Source organism: Haloarcula sp. CBA1131 (genome assembly GCF_008728975.1).
Taxonomy (GTDB): domain Archaea; phylum Halobacteriota; class Halobacteria; order Halobacteriales; family Haloarculaceae; genus Haloarcula; species Haloarcula hispanica.
In genome coordinates this window covers 1,789,007-1,810,094 of sequence record NZ_RPCY01000001.1, presented here as the reverse complement: position 1 = coordinate 1,810,094, position 21,088 = coordinate 1,789,007, and the positions used below count along the sequence as shown (strand labels likewise).

The 21,088-nt window shown below is 63.9% G+C and carries 21 protein-coding genes and 1 tRNA gene; 12 read left to right on the top strand and 10 right to left on the bottom strand.

What is annotated here, in order from left to right; all coding sequences use genetic code 11:
- Positions 1 to 22: 22 nt before the first annotated feature.
- Positions 23 to 1,375, bottom strand: coding sequence for a RimK family alpha-L-glutamate ligase (locus Har1131_RS09315; RefSeq protein ID WP_151146023.1), 1,353 nt, complete (start codon positions 1,373 to 1,375; stop codon positions 23 to 25).
- 114 nt (positions 1,376 to 1,489) lie between these two features.
- On the opposite strand from Har1131_RS09315, the gene Har1131_RS09310 reads away from it, so the two are divergent.
- The 4 genes from Har1131_RS09310 (at position 1,490) to Har1131_RS09295 (ending at position 4,287) form a co-directional block, all read left to right on the top strand.
- Positions 1,490 to 2,512 (top strand): succinylglutamate desuccinylase/aspartoacylase family protein, encoded by a 1,023-nt coding sequence (locus tag Har1131_RS09310; RefSeq protein ID WP_151146020.1) that lies wholly within the window; start codon positions 1,490 to 1,492, stop codon positions 2,510 to 2,512.
- Positions 2,513 to 2,611: 99 nt separating this feature from the next.
- The gene (gene sdhC / locus Har1131_RS09305) at positions 2,612 to 3,031 is read left to right on the top strand and encodes a succinate dehydrogenase, cytochrome b556 subunit (RefSeq protein ID WP_008308928.1); all 420 of its coding nucleotides are present in this window, start codon (positions 2,612 to 2,614) and stop codon (positions 3,029 to 3,031) included.
- Complete coding sequence (locus Har1131_RS09300; protein ID WP_008308927.1) at positions 3,031 to 3,396, top strand: succinate dehydrogenase hydrophobic membrane anchor subunit; 366 nt, start codon at positions 3,031 to 3,033, stop codon at positions 3,394 to 3,396. Before sdhC ends, Har1131_RS09300 begins: the two co-directional genes overlap by 1 nt.
- A gap of 3 nt (positions 3,397 to 3,399) precedes the next feature.
- Positions 3,400 to 4,287 (top strand): succinate dehydrogenase/fumarate reductase iron-sulfur subunit, encoded by an 888-nt coding sequence (locus Har1131_RS09295; protein ID WP_129755225.1) that lies wholly within the window; start codon positions 3,400 to 3,402, stop codon positions 4,285 to 4,287.
- A gap of 262 nt (positions 4,288 to 4,549) precedes the next feature.
- Here the strand turns inward: Har1131_RS09295 and Har1131_RS09290 are convergent, their stop codons facing one another.
- The 4 genes from Har1131_RS09290 to Har1131_RS09275 all read right to left on the bottom strand — a co-directional run bounded on the left by Har1131_RS09290 (position 4,550) and on the right by Har1131_RS09275 (position 7,514).
- Positions 4,550 to 4,837: a hypothetical protein gene (locus tag Har1131_RS09290; RefSeq protein WP_050038155.1), complete on the bottom strand. Its 288-nt coding sequence runs from the start codon at positions 4,835 to 4,837 to the stop codon at positions 4,550 to 4,552.
- Positions 4,838 to 4,852: 15 nt separating this feature from the next.
- The gene (locus Har1131_RS09285) at positions 4,853 to 5,398 is read right to left on the bottom strand and encodes a DoxX family protein (protein ID WP_151146016.1); all 546 of its coding nucleotides are present in this window, start codon (positions 5,396 to 5,398) and stop codon (positions 4,853 to 4,855) included.
- A 453-nt stretch (positions 5,399 to 5,851) separates the two neighbouring features.
- Positions 5,852 to 6,070, bottom strand: coding sequence for a ketopantoate reductase C-terminal domain-containing protein (locus Har1131_RS09280; protein WP_050038157.1), 219 nt, complete (start codon positions 6,068 to 6,070; stop codon positions 5,852 to 5,854).
- A 94-nt stretch (positions 6,071 to 6,164) separates the two neighbouring features.
- Complete coding sequence (locus Har1131_RS09275) at positions 6,165 to 7,514, bottom strand: PAS domain-containing sensor histidine kinase (RefSeq protein ID WP_050038158.1); 1,350 nt, start codon at positions 7,512 to 7,514, stop codon at positions 6,165 to 6,167.
- 249 nt (positions 7,515 to 7,763) lie between these two features.
- Between Har1131_RS09275 and Har1131_RS09270 the strand changes: the two genes are divergently transcribed.
- Complete coding sequence (locus Har1131_RS09270; RefSeq protein WP_151146011.1) at positions 7,764 to 9,590, top strand: FAD-binding protein; 1,827 nt, start codon at positions 7,764 to 7,766, stop codon at positions 9,588 to 9,590.
- Between the two features lie 39 nt (positions 9,591 to 9,629).
- On the opposite strand, the gene Har1131_RS09265 is transcribed toward Har1131_RS09270, so the two are convergent.
- Positions 9,630 to 9,950 carry a cupin domain-containing protein gene (locus Har1131_RS09265; protein WP_191907476.1) on the bottom strand — a complete coding sequence of 107 codons (321 nt, stop codon included), beginning with the start codon at positions 9,948 to 9,950 and terminating at the stop codon, positions 9,630 to 9,632.
- Between the two features lie 214 nt (positions 9,951 to 10,164).
- Here Har1131_RS09265 and Har1131_RS09260 point away from each other — a divergent pair.
- Positions 10,165 to 10,266: transfer RNA gene (locus tag Har1131_RS09260), tRNA-OTHER, on the top strand.
- A gap of 361 nt (positions 10,267 to 10,627) precedes the next feature.
- On the opposite strand, the gene Har1131_RS09255 is transcribed toward Har1131_RS09260, so the two are convergent.
- A complete protein-coding gene (locus tag Har1131_RS09255; RefSeq protein WP_004592515.1) occupies positions 10,628 to 10,852 on the bottom strand; it encodes a hypothetical protein in 225 nt (74 codons plus the stop codon).
- Between the two features lie 86 nt (positions 10,853 to 10,938).
- Here Har1131_RS09255 and Har1131_RS09250 point away from each other — a divergent pair, with 86 nt between their 5' ends.
- The 4 genes from Har1131_RS09250 to Har1131_RS09235 all read left to right on the top strand — a co-directional run bounded on the left by Har1131_RS09250 (position 10,939) and on the right by Har1131_RS09235 (position 14,980).
- The gene (locus tag Har1131_RS09250; RefSeq protein ID WP_151146005.1) at positions 10,939 to 11,979 is read left to right on the top strand and encodes a nicotinate-nucleotide--dimethylbenzimidazole phosphoribosyltransferase; all 1,041 of its coding nucleotides are present in this window, start codon (positions 10,939 to 10,941) and stop codon (positions 11,977 to 11,979) included.
- 2 nt (positions 11,980 to 11,981) lie between these two features.
- Positions 11,982 to 13,301: a cobyrinic acid a,c-diamide synthase gene (locus Har1131_RS09245; RefSeq protein WP_151146002.1), complete on the top strand. Its 1,320-nt coding sequence runs from the start codon at positions 11,982 to 11,984 to the stop codon at positions 13,299 to 13,301.
- A 72-nt stretch (positions 13,302 to 13,373) separates the two neighbouring features.
- The gene (gene dacZ, locus Har1131_RS09240) at positions 13,374 to 14,183 is read left to right on the top strand and encodes a diadenylate cyclase DacZ (protein ID WP_004960990.1); all 810 of its coding nucleotides are present in this window, start codon (positions 13,374 to 13,376) and stop codon (positions 14,181 to 14,183) included.
- 2 nt (positions 14,184 to 14,185) lie between these two features.
- Positions 14,186 to 14,980: a mechanosensitive ion channel domain-containing protein gene (locus Har1131_RS09235; protein WP_004960988.1), complete on the top strand. Its 795-nt coding sequence runs from the start codon at positions 14,186 to 14,188 to the stop codon at positions 14,978 to 14,980.
- A 6-nt stretch (positions 14,981 to 14,986) separates the two neighbouring features.
- Here the strand turns inward: Har1131_RS09235 and Har1131_RS09230 are convergent, their stop codons facing one another.
- From Har1131_RS09230 to purD, 3 genes are read right to left on the bottom strand one after another with little or no spacing between them, the layout of a single operon-like run.
- Positions 14,987 to 15,535 carry a DapH/DapD/GlmU-related protein gene (locus Har1131_RS09230; protein WP_175055171.1) on the bottom strand — a complete coding sequence of 183 codons (549 nt, stop codon included), beginning with the start codon at positions 15,533 to 15,535 and terminating at the stop codon, positions 14,987 to 14,989.
- A 20-nt stretch (positions 15,536 to 15,555) separates the two neighbouring features.
- Positions 15,556 to 17,052, bottom strand: a complete 1,497-nt coding sequence (locus Har1131_RS09225) for a TrkH family potassium uptake protein (protein WP_151145999.1) — start codon at positions 17,050 to 17,052, stop codon at positions 15,556 to 15,558.
- A 58-nt stretch (positions 17,053 to 17,110) separates the two neighbouring features.
- Positions 17,111 to 18,463 (bottom strand): phosphoribosylamine--glycine ligase, encoded by a 1,353-nt coding sequence (gene purD, locus Har1131_RS09220; protein WP_050038162.1) that lies wholly within the window; start codon positions 18,461 to 18,463, stop codon positions 17,111 to 17,113.
- 153 nt (positions 18,464 to 18,616) lie between these two features.
- On the opposite strand from purD, the gene Har1131_RS09215 reads away from it, so the two are divergent.
- Positions 18,617 to 18,880 (top strand): hypothetical protein, encoded by a 264-nt coding sequence (locus Har1131_RS09215; protein ID WP_050038163.1) that lies wholly within the window; start codon positions 18,617 to 18,619, stop codon positions 18,878 to 18,880.
- Between the two features lie 54 nt (positions 18,881 to 18,934).
- Positions 18,935 to 21,088, top strand: coding sequence for a thioredoxin domain-containing protein (locus Har1131_RS09210; protein ID WP_146418101.1), 2,154 nt, complete (start codon positions 18,935 to 18,937; stop codon positions 21,086 to 21,088).

Here is a 21,088-nt window from a genome sequence, read left to right as displayed (position 1 = left end):
GAAAGCTGGTACGAACGCGTCGCTACTCTTCGCTCTGCTCTTCTTCCTCTGTTTCCACGTCTGACTCGTCGTCCGCACGGCGGGTCACGTCGACCTGATAGTGCTTGAGGATGTCCCGACCCAGCAACAGCGGATAGTCCATGTGCCCGCGGTCCTCGACGCTGGCGGTGACGGTGTGCTGGGTCCCGCCGACGCCGACGACGAGGTCGACGACCGGGCGCGAACGACCGGACTTGAGGCTCCCTGATTTGATCTTCACGATGTCGAGAATCGGCCCCGTTCCGATTTCCGCGGCGAGCTTGGCGTCGATACTGGTTCTGGTCGCGCCAGTGTCGGATTTCGCGAGGACGGACTTTGTCCCCTGCGTCCCGGTGACGACAACCTCCTCGATGTAGCCGACGACGACGTTCTCCTGTGCTTTCGGCTGTGGCTTCTTCGGCGTACACGCAGGCTTGGAGTCGTCAAGCCGGTCGGAGAGTCGCTCGACGGTTTCATGATCGACACTCCCGCCGGCCCGCTCGATGGCGAGCTGAGCGATGTACGGAGCAGGGCTGACGCCGCTGGCCTTGAACAGGCCACGGAACCCGGCAGTGGGGTTCACTTCGAGCACGTAGTAGCCGTCATCGCTCTGGACGATGTCGACGCCGGCGTAATCCAGCCCGATGGCGTCGACCGAATCGAGCGCGATTTCCCTGACTCGCTCGGGGAGTTCACCCGTCATGTCCTCAACCTCGCCGCCGAGCGCGACGTTCGTCCGCCACTCGCCCTCGGGCGCATAGCGGTTCATCGCCCCGACGATCTGGTCGACGACGACGTACACGCGAAGGTCGTGGTGGCGCTGCTCGTCGTGTTCCATGTACTCCTGTAAGAACGCGTAGCGGCCACCGACCTGTGCGTTGACCTGGTTTTCCAGATCGACCATCCACGTCCCGCCGCCGTGGGTGCCGATGGCCGTCTTGTACACCGCACGATCACCGAAGCGGTCCCGTTCCTCGTTCAGCAGGTCACTCGATAGCGCGAGCAGGGCGTCCGGGACTGGAACGCCGGCATCGGCCAGCGCGGCAGCGCTTGCGAACTTGTGGAGGGCCGTCGTCGCCGCCATCGGCTCGTTCAACGTTGGTGCGAGCCGGCTGATAGTCATCCCGAGGCCGATCCCTTCCGCGGGGTGTTCGTCGCTGGAGAGCAGCAGCCGATTTGCGACCACATCAACGGCGGGCTCGAGCGTCATTTCGCCGTCGGTAACGCTTATCGCGGTGTTTTCGGCGCGAAGCCACTCCGTGTCGTAGCCCATCTCATCGACTGCGTTCAGGATGGCCTTCGACTCCTTGCTGGAGTGGAGGCTGAGAACGCCAACGGTAATATCCCGGTCGCTCATGCTGTCGCCTTCTGCCGGCCGCAGTATAGATGTACGGATATGTAATACGGGACGACTCTACCGGGGGACCGCCTTGCCGGAGGGGTTTTAGCCGCCGCCTCTCGTTGTGATGGCATGGACGAGGCCGAGCCGTTCACCTACGACGGGGGAATCGTTGCGCCGGGCGAAACCCGCAACATTCGCTACACGGTCAGCGAGACGTATCTGGGGGATGCCGTCCGGATGCCGGTTACCATCGTCAACGGGAAGCGGCCCGGTCCGACCGTGTTTCTCACTGCAGCGGCACACGGTGACGAACTCAACGGCATCGAGGTCGTTCGAGAGGTCGCCCACGAATGGAACCACGACGGGCTGGCGGGGACGCTGATCTGTCTGCCGGTGCTGAACGTCCCTGCATTTCTGGCACAGGAGCGGTACCTGCCGATCTACGACCGGGACCTGAACCGCTCGTTCCCCGGCGACCCCGAGTCGACGAGCGCGAAACGGATGGCCCACGAGATTTTCCGGAACTTTCTGGCTCCCTGTGACGTGGGCCTCGACTTCCACACGTCAACGCGTGGGCGGACGAATATGCTCCACGTCCGGGCGGACATGGACGACCCGAAGGTCGCGCGGGTCGCGAACGCCTTCGCCTCGAACGTCATCATCTCTTCGGAAGGTCCGTCGGGGTCGCTCCGGCGGGAGTTGAGCGATTCGGGCGTCCCGACGATCACGATAGAGATGGGCGAAGCCCACCGGTTCCAGCGGCCGCTCATCGACTCGGCGCTTGATAGTGTTCGGTCGGTGCTGGCGGAGTTCGGCCTGCGGGACTCCGACACCGTCCGGTGGCCGGGCTGGCGGACGGTCATCGACGACAACGGCGAGAAAACCTGGATCCGCGCGGACTCGGGCGGCCTGGTAGACATGCACTACGACCGCGGCGACCTGGTGTACGAAGACGACGTGATATGTACGATCACGAACCCGTTCAAGACGGAGAACACGCTGATGCGTGCGCCGTTTACCGGCCTGCTGGTCGGCGTCCTCGAGAACCCACTGGTGTATCCTGGCAATCCCCTCTGCCATCTGGTCCGACTTGACGACCGGATACAGCGGGCGATCGAGTGGAATCGGCGGACGAACGACGACGATTGGTAACTGCGGAGTAGTCAATTGACGAACGTCTTCGGGCGGGATTCCGGTGATACGCGTCCGTTGTAGAAACTACTATCTGTCCCCGGACTAACCCCCCAGTGTATGAGTCAGTCTTACAATCGCGGCACCGTCGAGGACTTCGGACGGTGGCGGGAGTTCACGGCCGGGATGTGGGCCTGGATCTTCCACAAGTTCACCGGCTGGGTTCTCGTGGGCTACCTGTTCACCCACATCGCGGTGCTGAGCACTGCGGTCGGCGTCGATCCGGCGAGCGCGCAGGCAGGCAGCGACCTCTACACCAGCACGATCAGCGGCCTCGAATCGCTGCTTATCGTCCGGTTCCTCGAAGTCGGTCTGCTAGCCGTCGCCGTCTTCCACATCCTCAACGGCATCCGATTGCTGATGGTTGACCTGGGTGTGGGGCTGGAATCGCAAGACAAGAGCTTCTACGCGTCGCTCCTGCTGACGGGCGCTATCGTCGTCGCCAGCGTGCCGACGTTCCTCGGGGGGAAGCTAGCCTGATGGCTGAACACTACTCCTCCTTCGACCGTGGCGGGCGTCGCTGGCTGTTCCAGCGGCTGACGGCAGTGTTCCTCGTCGGCGTGCTCGCGTTCCACTTCATGCTGTTGCACTTCGTGAACCACGCCGCCGACCTCACCTTCCTGGGTACGCAGGCCCGAATGAACCGACCCTGGTATCTCATCACGATGTGGCTGTTCCTCGTCACCGCCACGTTCCACGGCGTCAACGGCGTGTACAACGCGCTGGTCAACCAGGGACTCACCGGCTCCCGGAAGAACGCAGTCAAATACCTGCTCGGCATCGCCGGCATCCTGCTCATCGTGCAGGGGACCCGCGTGTCGCTGGCCATGACAACCCTCGTCTGAACTATGAGTACGCAAATCGAACAACAGGAAACCGAGACGGAGGCCGACGAAGAGACAGAGCCCGAGGTCCAGTCCCCGGGCGACCGTCGGCGCGCACAGCGAGACGAACGACAGGCACAGGAGCAGGCCCAGCGGGAAGTCGAAGAGGAGACGCTCGACGACGAGGACACGATTACGCTGAAAGTGTTCCGTTACGACCCCGAAGTCGAGGGGAAGCAGGAACCTCGCTTCGACGACTTCAGCGTGCCGTTCCACAAGGGGATGACCATCCTCGATGCGCTCATCTACGCGCGGGACCACTACGACTCCTCGCTGACCTTCCGACACTCCTGTCGACAGGCTGTCTGTGGGTCGGACGCCCTGTTCGTCAACGGCAGGCAGCGCCTCGGCTGCAAGACGCAGATCTCCGAGCTTGAGGACCCGGTCCGCATCGAGCCGCTCCCCCATCAGGAGGTCGTGAAGGACCTCGTTGTCGATATGGAGCACTTCTACGACCAGATGGAGGCCGTCGAGCCGTACTTCGACGCCGACGAGACGCCGGACGACAAGCTCGAAGAGCAGCGCCAGACCCGGGAGAACCGCGAGAAGGTCAAGATGTCCACGCGGTGTATCTGGTGTGGCGCGTGCATGTCCTCGTGTAACATCGCCGCCGGCGACAACGAGTACCTCGGCCCCGCCGCCATCAACAAGGCCTACCGCTTCGCGATGGACGAGCGCGAGGGCGAGAACCGCAAGCAGGAGCGCCTGCGCATCATCGAACAAGAACACGGCGTCTGGCGCTGCCAGACCCAGTTCTCCTGTACCGAAGTGTGTCCGAAGGACATCCCGCTAACCGAGCATATCCAGGAGCTCAAGCGGGAAGCGGTCAAGAACAACCTGAAGTTCTGGTGACTTCAGCGTAGTATACCCGATACGCTACTTCTGCCGTGCTCCGCTGATCGAACGAACCGATGACGGGCAGAGGGTTGTGACCTCGGGGACACCCGCCCTGAAACCGTTCGTGTACGAGCACAGGTGTTCGGTACGCCCCAGTTGCCTCTCCCGATTGAGACTACTAGCGGCCGCGAAGACAGTTCTGACACCTGAAGCACAGTGTGAGACGATGTCTACGAAACCATCTCTCGGATTCGAAAGCGAAGGAAAGTTGCTGGGGCTACTCGGCCTGCCCAGCACGTATGTCTGGCTGAGCGGTGCCGGGAACGCGTCCGCCAACGGCCACCTTGTAGATGGCGTAGACGGCCCAGATGAGAAACCCCAGGAGGATGATATACGACCGGATCTCGAGCGGAACGAGGGCATCGTGCACGACTTGCCCCTCGCCGGAGACGGGGTGGGTACTCCCCAGGAACATTTCCACGAGGCCGATACCAACCGTACCGAGAAGCACGAGGCCGCCGCCGACGTACATAGCGATCTTGTCTGCTGTAGTAAGGTCACTCATATTTTGGCACCTCCATTAGCCGATGAGGTACTGAAGCCGCGGGTGGTTCTTGACGAACTCGGTGTTCTGCAGGTACGCGTCGATGCCGAGGACGCGCCCGGCACCGAGGGTGGCAATCATCCCGAAGATGAGAATGCCCAGCAACTCGCCCGTGACGACGCCGTGAGACCAGGCACCGGTCTCGCCGTTGATGAAGTAGAAGAACACCATCATGAACGCGCCGAAGAACGCTGCTGTCCGGGTGAGCGCCCCGAAAACCAGTCCCAGGCCGATCAGCACCTGACCGATCGGGACCGCGACGTTGGTGAACGCCAGTCCGGCGCCACTACTGAACAGAGTGACGATGGGACCGAGACTCGTTCCCTGGGCGGCGCCACCAACGAACCAGCTTGCGTCGAACGGCCAGCTAGCGAGTTTGTCGAGGCCGGCGTGTAACAGCCACCAGCCGCCGACCAGCCGCATAATGACCAGCCAGTAGGCCAGCCACGGTTGTGACACGCTGAACGTGACGTCTTGCCCGAGCATCCGGGTTTGAATATTGGTGAGGTCGCTGGTTGCCATATGTTTCCACACTATTTGGTAACATGGTTATATGTATTCAATTTTTGCCTATACGATGAGTGTCAAAAATCCGTTTAACACGTCGGTATTAAACGAAGAGATACCTGCACCACCAACAGCTGTGCCTACGGGGCCAGTCGAGACACCAGTCCCACCAGCGGAGACGCTGATTCTCGGCGCGAATTAGAGAGAACAGACGAGTGCAACCCCGAATCGTGGTGGGTGGGCGCATCACGCCACATCCCAGTATCGAAGGCACGGGGAACCGCCCACCCCGGTATCCGAGTGTACCGAACCGGCCGCAGTCCCGCAGGTCGACCGACTCCGAGCGGTAACGCTACGTACAGCGACAGGTGCCGGGGCGGTGGGCCCACAGTTCGGTGCGGACCGCCCCCAGCTCTCACTGTCACCTGTGTGCAGGTGTACTGCTTTGCGGTCAGCGGACCCCGCGACTCAGTCGCTCCCGTCGGCCCACGGCGGCAGAATCGCGGTCAGGGCCTCGTTCATCGGGGCCGCGACGCCAACATCGTCGGCGTGGCGGACGACCGAGCCGTTGAGCGCGTCGAGTTCCATGGGCTTGTCGTGGGTCAGGTCGTAGTCGAGCGAGGAGTACATCCCCGGGTCGAGGTCCTCGGCGAAGTCGAGACACTCCGAGACCGTATCGTCGGGCAAGTCGAGAGACGGAGTTTCATACTCCGTAGAGCTACAGCGAACCGGGTGAAATGGGCTTGGGCGGCGACCACAGCCGTCAAACGCAAAAGCGTACTCAGTTATCGCGACAGATGAACTCGAAGCGCGCACCGCCGCTTTCGCTGTCGGTCGCGATGACTTCCCAGTTGTGTGCATCGACTATCTGTTCGACGATGCAGAGGCCGAATCCGGTCCCCTCATCGGCCGTCGAGTAGCCGGGTTCGAACAGGTCCGCGGTGCCGTCGGAAAAGCCCGTTCCGTCGTCCGTAACGTAGAATCCCCACGATTCCGTCCCGACAGTGACAGTCACGTCGTCGCCACCGTGTTCGATAGCGTTCCGAAAGAGGTTCTCGAGTAGTTCCAGCATCGCCCCCTCGTCGGCTTTGATGCTGTCGGCGGTCTCAGTTTCCAGCGTCGCGTCCTGTGTGTCGACCATCGACCAGGCCCGTTGCGAGAGGGTGCTGAGGTCGACTGTCTCGATCTCCTCCGGGTCGACGCCCTGTTTGGCGAGCACGAGCAAGTCGTCGATGAGCGTGTACATCCGGTCGATGCTCCGTTCGGCGCGCTCGAAGTGCGCGTCTTCCCCTGTCTCACGCGCGAGTTCGAGCGAGCCATCGAGGACGTCCAGCGGGTTCCGTAGGTCGTGACTAATCGCGTCCGAGAACCGCTCGAGGCGCTGGTTCTGTCGCTCGAGTTCCTGTTCGCGCTGTTTCCGCTCGGAGATGTCGCGAGTCGTCACGACGACGTGGTCTTCCAGCGGGCCGCTCTCGACCTGCTGGCCGCGGGACTCCGCCCAGATCCAGTCGCCGTCTGCGTGGCGATAGCGGTGCTCGATGACGGCGATATACCCCGGGTCGTCTATCATCCGGCCGAACTCGGTGAGGGCGTTCGAGAGGTCGTCCGGATGCACGTACTCAAAGAGGTCTGAGTCCTGCATCTCGTCTTGCTCGTAGCCGAGGACGCGTTCCACGGACGGACTGATGTACTCGACATTGCCTTGCTCGTCGAACACAGTGAGCACGTCGGAGGTATGCGTGACGAACTGGCGAAACTGGGCTTCGAAGCGCGGTCGGTCGCTGACGTCGCGGGAGGTGAACACCCGGCAATCGCGGTCTGTCTCGGTGTCTGATGAGACGATGGTTTCGAGCCAGACCCAGTCGCCATCGGCGTTCCGGAACCGGTACTCGGCCCCGTCGTCCTCCCGTTCGCCCGTAAGCGTGGCGAGGACGCGATCCGTATCCTCCGGGTGGACGAGATCCAGCCAGTTCGTGCCGACGAGCGACTCCATATCGTACCCTAACACGCGTTCGATCGCTGGGCTCACAAACCGTATTATCAGTTCTCCATCAGTAACTGTCAGTACTGAGGGTGCCTCGGCTAACACCGCTTCGAAGTCATCAGTTGACGTGAGATACTGGTCTGGCATCAGGTTTGAGACGGGTCAGCGCCCGTAGTGGGACTATCCGTCGGGTCTAGTATCAGTAGTTGGTTCCTAAGTATTCACAGCGCGTGATATAATTCCATCGGATAGGTCAAGAATTCAGTCTCCCTGACAAGACATCCCGATACCAGGAGCGGGATGCAACCCACTAGTGGAGCCATACTCGGTAACGCAACAGGGAGGCTTAAGTTTGGCTAATCCTAAGCCGAAACCACGCCAAGAGACACTCTCACAATGTACGAACACGATGTCATCGTGGTCGGCGCGGGTGGCGCTGGCCTCAGGGCGGCTATTGCAGCGGACGAAGAGGGTGCAGATGTGGCCCTCGTGACCAAGCTCCATCCAGTTCGGAGCCACACAGGTGCCGCGGAGGGTGGAATCAACGCCGCCCTTCAGGAAGGGGACTCCTGGGACCTCCACGCGTACGACACGATGAAGGGGTCCGACTACCTCGGCGACGCCCCTGCCATCGACACCTTCGCCAAGGACGCTCCGGAAGAGGTCATCCAGCTCGAACACTGGGGGATGCCCTTCTCCCGCGAGGACGACGGCCGCGTCTCACAGCGTCCCTTCGGCGGTCTCTCCTATCCGCGGACGACGTACGCCGGTGCCGAGACCGGTCACCACCTGCTGCACACGATGTACGAGCAGGCGGTCAAGCGCGGCATCGAGGTGTACGACGAGTGGTACGTGACCCAGCTCGCGGTCACCGACCACGACGACCCCGAGGACCGCGTCTGTCACGGCTGTGTCGCCTACGATATCAAGTCCGGCGAGATTCAGGGCTTCCGCGCGAACAACGGCGTGATTCTCGCAACCGGGGGCCTGGGCCAGGCCTTCGACCACACCACGAACGCCGTCGCCAACACCGGCGACGGCTGTGCGATGGCCTACCGCGCCGGCGTCCCGATGGAGGACATGGAGATGATCCAGTTCCACCCGACCACGCTGCCGTCCACGGGCGTCCTCATTTCTGAGGGGGTTCGCGGTGAGGGTGGTATCCTCTACAACGACAACGAGGAGCGGTTCATGTTCGAGCACGGCTACGCCAACAACGAGGGGGAACTGGCCTCCCGCGACGTGGTCGCTCGTGCCGAACTGACCGAGGTCAACGAGGGCCGCGGGGTCGAAGACGAGTACGTCGACCTCGACATGCGCCACCTCGGGGAGGAACGCATCCTCGACCGTCTTGAGAACATCCTCCACCTCGCGGAGGACTTCGAGGGCGTCGACGGCCTCGACGAGCCGATGCCGGTCAAGCCCGGCCAGCACTACGCCATGGGCGGCATCGAGTGCGACGAGAACGGCGAGACGTGCATCGACGGCCTCTACGCGGCCGGCGAGACCGCGTGTGTCTCGCTGCACGGTGCGAACCGGCTCGGGGGCAACGCCCTGCCGGAACTACTCGTGTTCGGTGCCCGCGCCGGCCATCACGCCGCCGGCAAGGACATGAAGACCGCCGAAATCCAGACCGGCCCCTCCGCCAAGAGCGAGCCCGGCGACGTGGAGCCGCCGGTCGAACCCGGTGCCATCGACGCCGGCAGCGACGACGTCGCCGCCGACGGAGCGGCTGTCGAGCCAAAGGCGGTCCTCGAAAGCACCGTCGAGCAGGAGCGCCAGCGCGTCGAGACCCTCATCGAATCCGACGGCATCAACCACGCCGAGGTCCGCGCGGACGTGCAGGAGACGATGACCGAGAACGTCAACGTGTTCCGGACCGAAGCGGGTCTGGAGAAGGCCCTTCAGGACCTCCGGACGGCGCGCAAGGAGTACGAGAACGTCGCCGTCGAAGACCCGTCCCGGACCTACAACACGGACCTCATCCACACCATCGAGACCCGCAACATCCTCGACGTGGCCGAGGCCATCACGCTCGGCGCGCTCGCACGCGAGGAGTTCCGTGGCGCACACTGGCGTGCGGAGCACCAGGAACGCAAAGACGACGAGTGGATCAAGCACACGATGCTCGCCTGGAACGAGGGTACCCCCGAACTCTACTACAAGCCCGTCATCCTCGAAGGCGACGAGGAGACCTACGAGCCGAAAGTCCGGTCGTACTGACGACCTGACCACCGGCGACGATATCTGTTTCTGCGAGTTTCAGGGTGCGCCGACGAGGACGAACGTGCTCTCGGTATCGCCGCTGTGAATTGTTCGCTCAGCCTCCGGTGGGAGTCTGATTGCGTCGCCCGCAGTGAGAGCCACGTCTTCGCCGTCAACCTCGACAGTCGCTTCTCCCTCGATAAGGACGTACACCTCCTCGTGGCCCTCGTCGGCGTGGTCGTGCGGTTTGCCGGTCCAGCCGGCCTCGCAATCCAGCACAGTGACGCCGACCTGCTCACAGTCCAGGGGGTCTCGGAGGAAGTGCATCGCATCGGCCACCGGTTCCACATCGGTGTAGTTGACTTTCGTGTAGCTCACAGACACAGGTGTCGCCGGCCAACACAAAATAAGTTGTTGTGGATTCGAAAGGAAAAGCTGCAGAGGCGGATACCGCTCCCGCTCTGGGCGTTGCCATTGGTGAGATACCGGATGAGCGACCGGCTCAACGGCACTCGAGTGTCGGCAGCGTTGACTGCGGAAACACCCGGAATCATCACTTACTTGGTTGTCAGGAACGTATTACTGATAGCTTGGAAGGGTGGCTCAGTGGTAGAGCGCTACCGACCAACATGCCAGAATCGGTTGGTAGTTACCCCGCAAAGGGCTCCGCGTGGTTCGACTCCCGCCCCTTCCATTTTCCGTCGGTTCGTCGTGAGCGGAGTAGCCGGCTCCGGGTGTGCCACACTGGCAAGTCGGATCTGACAGTTGAGCCGCCTAGAACTACCCAGTAGGGTTGACTATAGCTATCGGGTACGAAAACCGTCGATGTGGAAGCCGACGCCTCACCGGAAGTGGAAAGGTAAGGAATGTGGGGGTGGGGGGTGGGGTGGTGCGGCACCAGTGTGGTGCCTATTGCGAAAAACGGGAGGAGATGTATAAAAATCCATTGCTGTGATTATCACAGTTGATATTGGGGTGAGATGCTGTTGCCGGATTCTACACTACTGGCGTAGAGAATTGGCGGAGGACCAACGAGATGACACCTGTCCCGGCAGTTACTTGTGGGTAAACAACACGACGTTCCCATCGTTGATAGTCGTACAGAGGTCCATCTCGAAATCGAGATTGAGGGAGGTGAACTCCTGCTTACAGACGACCATATCGTCGAACGGTTCTTCACAGGATGGACAGGCCACAGCCGTCGTGTTCTGGTAGGAAGCGATCGCCTCGTTGTCCTCACGCGGCGTCAACGACGAGAGGAGTTCGTCAAAATCGTCCATGTTCGGGGAACCGCGGGCGTACGGTATAAATCATGCGCCGCCCCAGCACCAAGGTATTAAAGTTCACTTGTGGTAATACAACTACAATGACTTCACCCGGTGGCGGAACGCGCTTCGCACTCGTCGCAGGAACCACGGAGACCGCGGATCGGGCGGGGATCAGCGCCGCCGGAGCCGATCCCGAACTAATGTCGGTAACGCCCGCCGCAGACGCTGAATTAGTGACATACGGCACACCAGTTCGGACGGACGTGACACCAGTCAGTCCGAGTGGCTGTCCGACGCCGGCGCTGGTGACACGGGCCGCCCGAGAAGTCCTTGGATTTGATGTCACAGTTGTCGATGGCGGACTGGCCGAGAAAACGGGGGCACCGACAGTCTCAGTCGGCGCACGCCCGGGAAAAGACATCGCAGAGCGGGACCCGGTGTCGACGGCCCACGGGGCGTTCGCGGCCGCCCGACAGCTCGGGCAGGCACTCCCGGCCGACGAACTGTATCTGGGCGAAACAATTCCCGGCGGGACGACGACGGCACTCGGCGTCCTCCGTGCGCTGGGCGAGGACGGGATGGTCTCCTCGTCGCTCCCCGAAAACCCCACAGCGCAGAAATCGGAGGTGGTCGCCGAGGGACTGCAAGCCAGTTCGCTGGAGCCGGGCGACGCCGCAAACGAACCGAAACGGGCGGTTCGCCGGATGGGTGACCCCGTTCTGGCAACGCTCGCCGGGCTGACCGCAGGGGCCGTCGAGAGCGATACCGCAGTGACGCTGGCCGGCGGCAGCCAGTGCGTCGCCGTCGCTGCGCTGGTCCGCCACGGCGGCTACGAGGGACCGCTCGGACTGGCGACGACGAGCTACGTGGCCGACGACGGGAGCGCCGACGTGCGGGCGTCGGCTGACCGACTTGACCTCGACCTGACGGTGACAGACCCCGGCTTCGACCAGAGCGATCACGTCGCGATGGAGCGGTTTGTCGCCGGCGAGGCGAAGGAGGGGGTCGGCATGGGCGGCGCGCTGGCGCTCGCCGACCGCGCCGGCATCCCGATGGCGGAGGTCCGTGACCGCTTTGCGGCCATCTACGACGACCTGATTGGCGACGCGCCCACAGCAACGGCCGAGGAGAGGACGTGAACATGGAGGGGTTCGTTCTCGCCGGCACAAGCTCCGGCGTCGGCAAGACCGTTGCCACGCTGGCGACCTTGACAGCGCTCGAAGACGCCGGGTATCAGCCCCAGCCGGCCAAGGCTGGCCCGGACTTCATTGACCCGAGTCATCACGAAGCACTCGTCGACACACCGTCGCGGACGCTCGACCCCTGGCTTGCGGGCGAGGACGGGATGCGCCGGACCTACTGGCGCGGCACGGGCGATATCTGCATTGTGGAGGGCGTGATGGGGCTCTACGACGGGACGAAGACGTCGACGGCAGCGGTCGCCGAGGGGCTGGACCTCCCGGTCGTTCTGGTCGTCGATGCGAAAGCCGGCATGGAGAGCGTCGCCGCGACGGCGCTGGGGTTCGCGCAGTACGCCGACCGCATCGGTGTCGACATCGAGGTGGCTGGCATCCTCGCACAGCGCGCCCACGGCGGCCGACACGCCGACGGCATCAGGGACGCGCTCCCCGAGGGCCTCACCTACTTCGGTCGGATTCCGCCGATGTCGGACCTAGATATTCCGGACCGCCATCTCGGGCTACACATGGGCTCGGAGGCCGGGCTCGACCGCGACGCGCTCTCGACGGCGGCGGAGACCATCGATATCGAACAGCTGGTCGACGTGGCACGGGAGCCACCGGAAGTCGCGCCTCAGGGAAAGGACAGCGACGGCGTGGCGGCCGACCACCGAATCGCCGTCGCGCAGGACAGCGCGTTCTGTTTCATCTACCCCTCAGTACTCGAACGACTCCGGTCTGAGGCGTCCGTCGAGCCGTTCTCGCCGGTCGCCGGTGACTCGGTGCCCGACGCCGACGCCATATATCTGCCCGGCGGCTATCCGGAACTCCACGGAGAGTCGCTCGAAACCGGCGGCACACTCGACGAGATAGCCCGTCGTGCCGCCGACGGCGTCCCGGTCTACGGCGAGTGCGGCGGCCTGATGGCGCTGTCGGAGTCGCTGACGACGACCGACGGCGACACCTACGAGATGGCCGGGGTCCTCCCCGCGGACATCGAGATGCAGGACCGGTATCAGGCGCTTGACCACGTTGAGTTAGAAGCACGGACAGACACCGCCGTGGCCGCGTCCGGAGCGCACCGCCGCGGACACGAGTTCCACTACTCCGCTGCGACCCTCGGCAGCGATGCGTCGTTCGCTTTCGACATGGTTCGGGGCGACGGTATCGACGGCGAACACGACGGCCTCACAGAATACAGCACCATCGGGACGTACTGTCATTGCCACGGCGAAAGTGGCGCGTTCGACCGTCTGCTTGCAGTTCCTTCGAAGGATATCTGACGTACGGCCCGCCGTCGGACGCGTGGCTGACTGCCCGCAACCTTTTTTTCGACAGACAGCGTCGTTCTGATAATGAACGAGTTGCGCGACCTACTTGGAGACCTGGTCGCAGACGTCGACGCCGTATTCCTGTTTTCCCCGAACGCGTCGTTTTTCGAGGAGTTCGACGACGTCGACGAAGAAATCGTCGTTGTCGGCCCGGAGAACACTCTCGATGCGGAACCGTTTGTCGAGCTACCGATCGATTTCACCGACCTTGAAGGCCGCCTCCGCTTCGGTATCGAGGGCGCACTGGAGCAGGGCATCGTCGACGAGGGCGACGAAGTGCTCTGTGTGACCGAGGTGCTGGACGGGGCCGAGAACACGCTCGTGCGGGTCCAGACCAACGATTTCTCACCCTCCGGCGTGTATGACATGTTCGTCAACTCGCGGGCGGACGCAAGTGTCGTCCGTGATGTCTTCGAGGTCGCCATCGAACTGGGGAAGAAAGGCCAGAAGGGCAAGCCTGTCGGCGCTCTGTTCGTCGTCGGCGACGCCGGCAAGGTGATGAACAAGTCCCGGCCGCTGTCGTACAACCCTTTCGAGAAGTCCCACGTCCACGTCGGCGACCCCATTGTCAACGTGATGCTCAAGGAGTTCTCGCGGCTCGACGGCGCGTTCGTCATCTCCGACGCCGGCAAGATTGTCTCCGCATACCGGTATCTCGAACCCTCCGCGGAGGGGGTCGACATCCCCAAGGGCCTCGGGGCCCGGCACATGGCGGCCGGCGCGGTCACCCGTGACACCATGGCGACGGCTATCGTTCTCTCCGAGAGTGACGGGCTCGTACGGGCGTTCAAAGGCGGGGAGTTAGTCCTCGAGATCGATCCCGAGGAGTACTGAGGATGCAGTTTGGTTTCGACTGGGCAACCATCATCCGGCAGGTGTTCTCGCCACAGGGAACGTTCGTCTTTTCGCTCGTGGTACTGGCGTTTGGCATCGTGCTCGGCTATCTCGTCTGGCGCTCGTCCCGGCGGTTCATGCGCGAACTCGGTGTGCCAGAGGCAGTTGAGGGGACACCGTTCGAGCGGACGGCGCGGGGACTCGGCACATCAACTGTCGGCATCGTCTCGAACCTGGCGGCGCTGTTTATCTACATTACGACGGTCACCGCCGTCCTCAACATCGCGCAACTGACAGACCCGGAACTGTACTGGGCCCGCTTCACGTCGTTCCTACCTGACCTGTTTATCGCCCTGTTCGCCGTCATCATCGGCCTCATCGCGGGCGACAAGGCCAAGCTCATCGTCTCCGAGCGACTGCGCAGCGTCAAGATGCCCGAGGCGACGGTGCTGCCCGAACTCGTCAAGTACAGTATCTTCTATCTGGCAGTACTCATCGCACTCGGGCAACTGGGCGTCGAGACGCTCGCCCTGCTCATTCTCCTCGGGGCGTACGCGTTCGGGCTGGTGTTCGTCTGTGGACTGGCACTGAAGGACATCCTGCAGGCCGGTGCAGCCGGTCTTTACCTCCTGTTGACAGAGCCATACAGCATCGGGGACGAAATTGTCATCGGTGACCAGAGCGGCATCGTGCAAGAAGTCGACATCCTCGTCACGCGTATCGAGAGCGACGGCGAGGAGTACATCATCCCGAACAAGCGCGTGTTCAACACGGGTATCGTCCGTATTCGCGGCTAAGTGAGGTTACGCTTCTTCGGTTGTCTCGTCGTCCGCGCCCAGCGGTTCGGCCGGGACGCCAGCAACGGTCGTCTCTGGCGGCACGTCGGCAGTCACGAGCGAGTTCGCGGCGACCTGTGCGCCCGGGCCGATTTCGACGCCGGGAAGCACAATCGCGCCCGCACCAATCATGGCCCGTTCGCCGACAACGACTTCGCCAGTGCGGTACTCGTCCTGCAGGAACTCGTGACACAGCAGCGTCGCGTCGTAGCCGATGATTGCGTGGTCCTCGACGGTGATGAGTTCGGGCCAGAACACGTCCGGCGTCGACTCCAGCCCCCACGCGACGCCGTCACCGACGGTGACACCGAGCCGCGAGAGTAGCCAGTTCTTCAGCCGGAGGCTCGGCGAGATGCGACAGACGAGGATGACGACGTAGTTGACCATCACCCGGAGCGGGTGTTTGGCGTCAGGCCACGGGAACAGGGAATTGTGCGGGCCGGGCGTGGGGTGCTGGCGCAGTCGGTCGTGTCGTGGACCACTCACGTCCGTCGTGTACGGGGCCGCGATAATCAAACCCGTCGGCTCGCCGGCGGTCACCGCTTCCAGAACGTCGGTGTCAGTAGCACCAGCACGGGGACGATCTCGATGCGGCCGACCCACATCAGCAGTATCATCAGCACCTTGCTCGACCGGGCAAAGCCCTCGTAGGTCCCGTAGGGGCCGGCCTGCCCGAACGCCGGACCGATGTTGAAGAACATCGACGCGGCGGCGCTGAGGGCCTCGAACTCGGTTATCGGTGCGCCCGCCCGCTCGCCGTCGGCCACGAGCAGGACAGTACCGAGTATGAAAAACACCAGCGCGACCAGCGTGTACGCATACACGTCGCGGACGGTGTCCTCGTCGACGATTTCCCGTCCCAGTCGGACCGGGCGGACACTCCAACGGTGGGCCGAAACGTTCAGGTCCCGCCAGAAGGACTTGGTGACGATGAGCCAGCGCAGCGTCTTGATAGAGCAGGTGGTGCTTCCGGCCATCCCGCCGATGAACATCATCACGAAGAGGACGTTCTTTGCGCCGGCCGACCAGGTGTTGAAATCCGTTGAGGCGTAGCCCGTCGTCGTGACGATGGCGGCGGTCTGGAAGACGGCGTGGCGAACCGTCGCCCCGACGCCACCGGTGAATCCCTGATCGAGCACGAGTAGGCCGCCGATGAGCAGGGTGCCGACCCCGAGAATCCCCACGTAGAAGTGGAACTCCTCGCTCTGCCGGAGTCGGTCAGTGTCGCCCCGAACGAGCGCGTACAGCAGGACGAAGTTCGTTGCACCGACGATCATGAACAGCGTCACCGCCCACTGGACGGGCGGGGAGAACGCGCCGATGCTCTCGGCCCGTGGGGAGAAGCCGGCCGTCGCGATAGCCGTGAAGGCGTGGGCGACGGCGTCGAAAAGGGTCATCTCCGGCGCGAGGCCGCTCGCTCCCAGCGCGAACAGAATTACCGCTGCGGCGACTGTCAGACCGAGATACAGCAACCCCAGGATGCGCGCCGTATCCTCGATGCCGGGCGTAAGCTTTGTCACATTCTCGGTCCGCGTCTCCGTCTCCATGAGCTGTGCGCCGGCGACCGAGAGCCGCGAGAGCACGGCCGTCGCGAGCAACAGGACGCCGAGGCCGCCGAGCCACTGGAGGACCTGCCGCCACATCAGCAGTGCCTGCGAGTGGGCGTCGAAGTCCCGGATAACGGTCGCGCCCGTGGTGGTGATGCCGCTCATTCCCTCGAACAGCGCGTTGACGGGGGTGGCGAAGACGCCGGTCCCCTCAAGGAACAGCGGTATCGCGCCGACCACGGCGATGGACAGCCAGGCCAACGACACCGTCAGGAACGCCTCGCGGTCGTCGATGCGCTCGCGCTGGAGGCGAGCGAGCGCTGTGCCGACGCCCAGCGTAATCGCTATCGTGACGAGATACGGTAGCGGCGACTCACCGTACAACACAGCCACCAGTGCGGGAATCACCAGCGGAACGGCCAACCACTGCAAAATCGCACCGAGAACGTTCAGCGACGACCGCACGTCGACAGTGGTCAGTGCCAAGGGCGTTCACCGCCCGGCGATTTTCCGGCGCGTGACCGCTGACGCTGCCACCACGCGCTCAGTCCGCGCCGCCGCGGATGTCGTTCATGTGGTCGATACGCTGCTGAACCAGGTCGGCCGTACCGATGTCGTGGCGGACCCGAAGCCCCTCCGTGCCGGCCCGTTGGAGTGATGCCTCAGCGATGGCCTCTGCGTCGCCAATCGTTTCGGCCAGGCCGACGACGGCGTAGGATCGCGACGTGGTCGTGTAGATGCCGTCCTCGCGGTCGTCGACGCTGGCGTAAAACAGCAGCGCCTCCGGAGCCGTCTCCGCGTCGTCGCCGGACTGCTCGCGGTGATCCTGAACGACTTCCGCGATGACATCGTCGTCAATGGTCACCTTCGCCCCGGCGTCGGGGTCGGTCGGGTAGCCGTCCGGGACGGCGTACTTGCAGACGGTCGCCATCGGGCGGAAAGAGAGTTGCGGCAACGGCTCCTCGTCGCGGGCGGCAGTCAGCACGTCGAGGAAGTCCGTGTTGAGCACCGGCAGCGTGTTCATCGCCTCGGGGTCGCCGAAACGGGCGTTGAACTCCACGACGCGGGGCCCGGTCTCGGTGAGCATGAACTGGCCGTAGAGAACACCTTTGTAGCCCTCAAGCGCGTCGACGGTCGCCCGGAGCACGTCGACGGCGTCCATGTAGTCGTCCTCGTCCATGAACGGGAGGTGGAGGCTGGAGTCCGAATAGCTCCCCATCCCGCCGGTGTTCGGCCCCTCGTCGCCCTCGTAGGCGCGCTTGTGGTCCTGCACCGCCGGCGTGACGCGCAGTTGGCCGTTGGCGACAAAGGCCTGGACGGTGAACTCCTCGCCGACGAGGCGCTCCTCGAGGACGACGCGGTCGTAGTCGGAACTCCGGAGGTATTCCTTGGCCTCCGCGGCGGTACACTGGTCGCCGATGACACGGACGCCCTTGCCGCCGGTGAGGCCGGCGGGCTTGACCGCGAGGTCGCCGTCGTACTCGTCGATGTACTCGCAGGCGGCGTCCATGTCCTCGAACGTCTCGAAGTCCGGACAGCCGGGGATGTCGTGTTCCCGCATGAACCGCCGCTGGAACGCCTTGTCCGTCTCGATGCGAGCCTCCGCCTCCTGTGGCCCGAAGGTGTAGACGCCGGCGTCGTCCAGCGCGTCGGCGACCCCGGCTGCAAGGGCCGCTTCGGGTCCGATGACGGCGAGCGTCGCGTCGACCTCCTGGGCGTAGGTCGTCACTGCCGTCGGGTTTGTCGTGTCGAGTGCCTCGAAACCGTCGGCCAGTGCGACAATACCCGGGTTCCGGTTGCCGGCACAGGCGTACAGCTCCCCCGGTGAGTCCGCGAGCGAGCGCGCAATCGCGTGTTCCCGGCCGCCGCCACCCACGAGCAGCACTGTCTCTGTCATACTCGAAGGCCGGATTGGCTCTCACCTAAGTATTGTCTTTTCGCCGGTTTTCGCTGACTGCGACGGTCGTTTCCACATCGGAAGCGCTGTCGTGTACGGTCCGCCGGACAGAGACCGAGAGCTACTTTGCCCAACCTTGTGACACACAGGTGCATGCCCTCGTCCCGCCCCTTCATCGACCCCGCTACAGGAGAGTTGGAGATAGCCAGAATTATCTCCGAAGCCGTTCCGCTGGCGAAACTCATCGGCGTGTTCGTCGCTGTGAGCCTCCCTCCCTACGCCGTCGCGCTCTTCGGCGCGGAGAACACCGCACTGGGTGCATTACTGGCCCTACTCGGGGATTTTATCCTCGCCGTCGGAGCCGGCGTCGTTCTCATGTACGTCATCGTCCGTGGCATCCAACTGGCTGACGAGTGAGGCCTAGCTGCCGTCGTCGCGTCTCTTTTCCCCGCGGCGCTCCCAGCCAGAGGTATGAGCGACACGACGGACCCGACCTCTCGCAACCGACTCGACGAGGCAGAGAGCCCGTATCTCCGCCAGCACGCGGACAACCCCGTCAACTGGCAGCCCTGGGACGAGCAAGCCCTGGAGGCCGCCAAGGAACGGGACGTGCCTATCTTCCTCTCGATCGGCTACGCGGCGTGTCACTGGTGTCACGTCATGGAGGAGGAGAGCTTCGAGAACGAGGCCATCGCCGAGCAACTCAACGAGCACTTCGTCCCGATAAAGGTCGACCGCGAGGAGCGGCCGGACCTCGATTCGGTGTACATGAGCATCTGCCAGCAGGTGACCGGCGGCGGTGGCTGGCCGCTGTCGGCCTGGCTCACGCCCGAAGGCGAGCCGTTCTACGTCGGGACGTACTTCCCGCCGGAGGAGAAGCGCGGCCAGCCGGGCTTTGGCGACCTGCTCCAGCGGCTCGCCGACTCGTGGTCGGACCCCGAACAGCGCGAGGAGATGGAGAACCGCGCCCAGCAGTGGACCGAGGCCATCGAGAGCGACCTCGAAGCGACGCCGGCCAACCCAGAGGACCCAGCGGAGGATATCATCCAAACTGCCGGAACGATTGCCCACCGCGGCGCGGACCGGCAGGACGGCGGCTGGGGCTCCGGTGGCCCGAAGTTCCCCCAGAACGGGCGGCTCCATGCACTTCTGCGAGCCCACGCGGACGGCGGCCAAGAGGACTACCTGACCGTCGTCGAGGAGACGCTGGACGTGATGGCCGACCGGGGGCTGTACGACCACGTCGGCGGGGGCTTCCACCGCTACGCGACGGACCAGCAGTGGGCCGTCCCGCACTTCGAGAAGATGCTGTACGACAACGCCGAGATCCCGCGGGCCTTCCTCGCCGGCTACCAGGCCATCGGCTCGGAGCGCTACGCGTCGGTCGTGCGGGAGACCTTCGAGTTCGTTCAGCGCGAGCTGCAACACCCCGACGGGGGCTTTTTCAGCACGTTGGACGCCGAAAGTGTCCCACCTGAAGATTCGGATGGCGACAGCGAGGAAGGGCTGTTCTACGTCTGGACGCCCGAGCAGGTCCACGACGCCGTCGATGACGAGACTGACGCTGACATCTTCTGTGACTACTACGGCGTCACTGAGCCGGGCAACTTCGAGGGGGCGACGGTGCTCGCCGTCCGGAAGCCGGTGTCAGTGCTGGCCGAGGAGTACGAACAAAGCGAGGACGAAATCACGGCGAGCCTCCAGCGCGCACTGAACGAGACGTTCGAGGCCCGCGAAGAACGTCCGCGGCCGGCCCGCGACGAAAAGGTGCTGGCCGGCTGGAACGGTCTGATGATTCGGGCGTTCGCCGAGGGCGCGATTGTCCTCGATGACGCCTACGCCGACGTGGCCGCCGACGCCCTCTCGTTCGTTCGGGAGCACCTGTGGGACGCCGATGCGGAGCGACTCAATCGCCGCTACAAGGACGGCGACGTGGCCATCGACGGCTATCTGGAGGACTACGCGTTCCTCGGCCGCGGCGCGCTGACGCTGTTCGAGGCGACCGGCAACGTGGAGCACCTCGCGTTCGCGATGGACCTCGGCCAGGCCATCACCGAGGCGTTCTGGGACGACGACGAGGGCACGCTCTTTTTCACGCCGACCGGCGGCGAATCGCTGGTCGCGCGACCCCAGGAACTGACCGACCAGTCGACGCCCTCCAGCACCGGCGTCGCCGTCGACCTCCTGCTGTCGCTATCCCATTTCAGCGACGATGACCGCTTCGAGACGGTCGCAGAGCGGGTCATCCGCACCCACGCCGACCGCGTCTCCTCGAACCCGCTCCAGCACGCCTCGCTCACGCTAGCGACGGATACCTACGAGCAGGGTGCGCTGGAACTGACGCTGGTCGGCAATCAGCCCGATTATCCGAGCGAGTGGACGGAGACCCTCGCCGAGCGGTACGTCCCGCGCCGCCTGCTGGCTCACCGACCGGCCGACGAGGGCCGCTTCGAGCAGTGGCTCGACGCGCTCGAACTGGACGAGTCGCCGCCGATCTGGGCCGGCCGCGAGCCGGTCGACGATGAGCCGACGGTGTACGCCTGCCGGAACTTCGCCTGTTCGCCGCCGAAACACGACCTCGGGACGGCGTTAGACTGGGGCACAACGGCCGACGACGGAGAGTAG